Origin of the sequence: Methylobacter sp. (genome assembly GCF_036845245.1) — a bacterium.
Lineage (GTDB): Bacteria > Pseudomonadota > Gammaproteobacteria > Methylococcales > Methylomonadaceae > Methylobacter_A.
Map to the genome: position 1 here is coordinate 1 of NZ_DAIUEH010000113.1, position 3,479 is coordinate 3,479.

Here is a 3,479-nt window from a genome sequence, read left to right on the forward strand (position 1 = left end):
TCGTGATCATGCCTGCTAACATAACCTATTTGGCTAGGGTTGCGAAAGTCCTAAATATAATAAATAAACGGGATACTAACAGCGAATTATCCTAAAAATCCATGAGTACGGCCAATTTCGGATCAGTTCTGAATAAATGAAAATAAACCATTATTAAGCGATCCAATATAGACCGTTTTTCAGATTCTGTTTATCAGGCTATGTAAAAGCGATGATGGCTTTCATGGTCAAATTTAACACCAATAAATGTCAGCGGTGTCCGCGTCCCCAGCCATGATGGCCGCCCCCGCCGAAGCCTCTGTTGTAACCGCCACCCCAACCAAAATTCCCGTAAGGCCGGTATACGTACGACGGATATCCATAACCATAATATCCGTTATAAGCGGGAGGAGCGTAAGGATAAACAGCACACCCTTGTAATATGAATACTAAGCCAACAACGGACAATCTTAACAAGCGTTTCATGTAAACCATTCCTTGAAGAATTTAATCATTCAATTTTTCATCTTAGAAATCATCGTCACCAACGAATACTAAAGCAAGGCTAGAACTAAAATATCTAATTTTTGCCTTAGACTTTGAGTCGATTCTAATCACTTACTAGTGAATGCGCGCTTAATAAAATGATTTTTTTATGCGGCTACTGTTCGTTTAAAAGTAAGCGCCCTTTAAACTACGCTATTGAATTTACGAACAAAAACTTACGAGTTTAATTAGGTCGCTGGGTTGGGGAGGTGCCAAGGCAGCAATGCTTCGAAGTCTTCGACGGTTTTTGCCAAGGGCAACTGACAGAACAACTCAACCAGATAGGTATAGGGCTCGATGCCATTGGCCTTGCAGGTTTCGATGAACGAGTAGAGATTTGCGCTGGCATGGGCACCGGCCACCGTGTCGCAGAACAACCCATTGCGGCGACCGACAACAAACGGGCGTATGGCGTTTTCGCAGAGGTTGTTATCAATAGGCCAGGTGCCGTTTTCAACAAAGCGAATCAGTTTCGGCCATTGCGACGAGAGATAATGCAAGGCCTTGCCCAGCAAACTGCCGGGGGGATACCGCATGCAGATGCAGTACCAGCAACCCTTCGATCTTGATCAAAACGGGTTTGCTTAGTTCTTTCGTCTTAGCCTCAATGGCATACAGTTCGCCAATCGCCGCAATAAACTGCGTCACCAGTTGTTCCGGGCGACGTGCGGTCTTGGGAATAACCGCCTCTGCTTCAACAAAAGAGCGGCGTGCATGCGCCCAGCAACCGAGGTGAATTGCTCCGTGCAACCGCCACAAGAGTGTTATACACTTCATAGCCGTCACTCATCAGCACTGCGCCGGGCTTGATACCGTCATAGAGCGGCTGCGCGTGTTGTCCTCCTCGCCCCGTTGTGTAGCTGAACAGCCGAATCGGTGGCCTGGAACCGGTCATCTGTGCCCATAAATAACTGATGTGGCTACACTAAACCGGACACATTTTTTAAAATACTCTCAAAAAAGTGTGAGTCGAAATGAATCCCAAAACACCAAACACCTATACAGCCCGGGCCACCTCATTTGACTTTTAGATGTATCGTTAAATCAATAAGTTAAAGTTTTTAGTGTTATTTTTTGGCAGTTTTTGTTCTTGTAGCTTATTGATTCTAAATAACTTCCATTTTAATGAGGTGCCCCTGCTATACAGCCGAATTCAGAGCCTCAGCGGTCCAGCTGGCGAACGACTCTGATAAACCGATCACCCAGGTAGCCAAAGATCTCGGAATCAACGTCAATACCCTGCATACCTGGATTGGCAAATACAGCCGCCCTAAAGAAAGCGATAAAACGTTACGAACCGACGAACATCTGTACGACGAACTTAAGCGGCTGAAAAAAGAAGTCGTCCGGCTCACCGAGGAGCGTGATCTGCTAAAAAAGCAGCGGCGTATTTTGCCAAGGAGCAACGGTGAAGTACGCCTGGATCAAACAGCATACGACCGAGTTTGCCGTGGATGCGATGTGTCAGTTCTTACAAGTTTCCCGAAGTGCTTACTACGACTGGTTGCATCGCGATCCCCTCGCGAGCGAAAAAGACGATGCCGATCTCAAAATTGTCCTTCAAACTGAATTTGAAAAGAGCCGGGCAAGCTACGGTACTCGTCGCCTCAAGGCGGCTTTATTAGGTTGGGACCGGACGGTCAGTCGTCGGCGCATCGGTCGATTGATGCGGGAAGCCGGGTTAGCCTGTAAAACCAAACGTCGATTCAAAGCGACGACCAATTCCAAGCACGATCAACCTATTGCACCCAACATCTGGATCGTCAATTTTCCGTGGATCTACCCAATCAGGTCTATGTCGGCGACATCCCCACTATCTATACGCAGGAAGGCTGGCTGTATTTAGCGGTAGTGATTGATCTCTATTCCCGGCAAGTGGTGGGTTGGTCAATGGCCGAGCATATGCGAGCCAAACTGGTGAACGATGCGTTAATGATGGCGGTTTGGAAGCGCAAACCGGATAAGGCATTGCTATGGCATACTGATCGGGGCAGCCAGTATACGTCGGAAAGTCACAGGGCATTGTTAAATCAGCAGGGTATCCGGCAGAGCATGAGCCGTAAGGGGAACTGCTGGGATAATTCGGTTTCGGAAAGCTTTTTTTCATACCCTAAAAACCGAATTGATACATCATCAGACCTATCAAAACCGCTCTGAGGCTAAACAGGCGGTGTTCGAATATATTGAAGTGTTTTATAACCGCGAGCGTCTCCATTCCGCCAATGGCTATTTGTCACCCGTAGACTACGAATTGCAGCAAAAAGCTGTTTAACCGTGTGTCCGGAAAAGTGTTGACACATCACTGTCTTCGTTTGGAGGCCTTTGTTGGCAATGGCGTTGAGGAGTATGTCCTTAAAATGGTCATTCTTGGTCTTGCCGTCGGCGGCGTTGTTATAAATCCGGTAATCGACCGGATAATGTTCATGGACGTCACTGTGAATCAGGTTCACTACGCCGATGCCTCGCACCAAGCTGCCCACCGCGCCGCTATACTGTGTCTTGACCAACTCGATCGATTTGGAATAGCGCTTGCATTGTACGCTGTCGTCAAGGATCAAGAACGAGTCTTCCGTATTTTTGATCAGTTCTTTGACCAGCTCCCAAATCTCCCGCGCCGTGATCCGGCTCTGTTTCAAGAAGTTGCTTACCACATCGTGGCTGATGTGCTCTAAATGCTCGGACAGGTTGAAGCAGGTGTAGTTGATCGGTGTGCAGATCAAGTATTCTACGTAACATTGTTTCGTGATCATACTTGTTAACATAACCTATTCGGCTAGGTTTGCGAAAGTCCTAACACGAATATAATTTGGCTTGTGCCAGTTAAATGCTAGCCGTTACCCAACTTCTTAGTGATTTCAAGCTCACAATCCAATTATGCCAATCAGGGGGATGTTATAAATAGACATCTTTCCTAAATAATCGACATGGCACCCCTCTTTATAGGGTTAAAATAA

1 protein-coding gene and 2 pseudogenes are annotated in these 3,479 nt (G+C 46.8%); 1 reads left to right on the forward strand and 2 read right to left on the reverse strand.

Annotation, left to right across the window (positions count from 1 at the left end; all coding sequences use genetic code 11):
* Positions 1–713 precede the first annotated feature (713 nt).
* A pseudogene (tnpC, locus tag V7051_RS24785) lies at positions 714–1,438 on the reverse strand (IS66 family transposase); the annotation flags it as partial.
* A gap of 212 nt (positions 1,439–1,650) precedes the next feature.
* Between tnpC and V7051_RS24790 the strand changes: the two are divergent.
* A pseudogene (locus V7051_RS24790) lies at positions 1,651–2,797 on the forward strand (IS3 family transposase).
* Here the strand turns inward: V7051_RS24790 and V7051_RS24445 are convergent.
* On the reverse strand, positions 2,685–3,275 hold the full coding sequence (locus V7051_RS24445; RefSeq protein ID WP_333879364.1) for a hypothetical protein: 591 nt from the start codon (positions 3,273–3,275) through the stop codon (positions 2,685–2,687). The pseudogene V7051_RS24790 and the gene V7051_RS24445 sit on opposite strands and share 113 nt — an antisense overlap.
* Between the last annotated feature and the right edge of the window lie 204 nt (positions 3,276–3,479).